This window comes from Streptomyces coffeae (genome assembly GCF_016741875.1).
GTDB lineage: Bacteria > Actinomycetota > Actinomycetes > Streptomycetales > Streptomycetaceae > Streptomyces > Streptomyces coffeae.
The window spans coordinates 1-1,340 of record NZ_JAERRF010000122.1; the positions used below are offsets into that span (position 1 = coordinate 1).

A 1,340-nucleotide genomic window follows, 5' to 3' on the forward strand; every position below is an offset into this window, starting at 1 on the left:
TTCGCCGCGTACCGGGCGCTGCTGGCCGGGGCCGGTGAGTATCTGGCGGGCCGGGTGGCCGACCTGGATGACGTACGGAACCGGATCGTGGCGCGGCTGCTGGGTGTGCCGATGCCGGGGGTGCCGGACAGCGATGAGCCGTATGTGCTGATCGCCCGTGATCTGGCACCGGCGGACACCGCGCTGCTCGATCCGACGCTGGTCCTGGGCTTTGTCACCGAGGAGGGCGGCCCGACCAGCCACAGCGCGATCCTCGCGCGCGCCCTGGGTGTTCCGGCCGTGGTCGCGCTGCCGGGTGCCGGGGAGCTGATCGAGGGCACCGTGATCGCCGTGGACGGCAGCACCGGTGAGATCTTCGTGGCGCCGAACGAGGAGAAGCGGGCCGAGCTGACCCGGGCGGCCGAGGAGCGCCGGGCCGCGCTGGCCGCGTCCTCCGGCCCGGGCGCGACGTCCGACGGCCACAAGGTGCCGTTGCTGGCGAATGTGGGGGGTCCGGCGGATGTGCCGGCGGCGGTCGAGGCGGGTGCGGAGGGGGTGGGGCTGTTCCGTACCGAGTTCCTGTTCCTGGACGACAGCGCCAAGGCGCCGTCGGAGGAGAAGCAGACCGAGGCGTACCGGCAGGTGCTGGAGGCGTTCCCCGAGGGCCGTGTGGTGGTACGGGTGCTGGACGCGGGCGCGGACAAGCCGCTGGACTTCCTCACTCCCGCCGATGAGCCCAACCCGGCACTGGGCGTACGGGGTCTGCGGACCCTGCTGGACCACCCGGATGTGCTGCGCACCCAGCTGACGGCACTGGCCAGGGCGGCCGAGGGACTGCCGGTCTATCTCGAGGTGATGGCCCCGATGGTGGCCGACCGGACCGACGCGAGGGCGTTCGCCGACGCCTGCCGGGCGGCGGGGCTTCAGGCGAAGTTCGGCGCGATGGTGGAGATCCCCTCCGCCGCGCTGCGGGCGCGCTCGATCCTCCAGGAGGTCGAGTTCCTGTCGCTGGGCACCAACGACCTCGCGCAGTACACCTTCGCCGCCGACCGCCAGGTCGGCGCGGTCTCCCGGCTCCAGGACCCCTGGCAGCCCGCACTGCTGGACCTGGTGGCGGCATCCGCCGAAGCCGCCCGGGCCGAGGGCAAGAGCTGCGGTGTGTGCGGCGAAGCCGCCTCCGACCCGCTGCTGGCCTGCGTCCTGACCGGCCTGGGCGTCACCAGCCTCTCCATGGGCGCCGCATCCATCCCCTACGTACGCGCCACCCTCGCCAAACACACCCTCGCCCAGTGCGAGCGCGCCGCCGCCGCGGCACGCGCCGCGGACACCGCCGAGGACGCCCGCCGCGCCGCACAGGCGGT

1 protein-coding gene is annotated in these 1,340 nt (G+C 73.7%); it reads left to right on the plus strand.

What is annotated here, in order from left to right; translation table 11 throughout:
- Positions 1 to 1,340 (plus strand): phosphoenolpyruvate--protein phosphotransferase (ptsP, locus tag JK363_RS41230; RefSeq protein WP_201883457.1); only part of this gene is annotated, 1,340 nt, incomplete at both ends.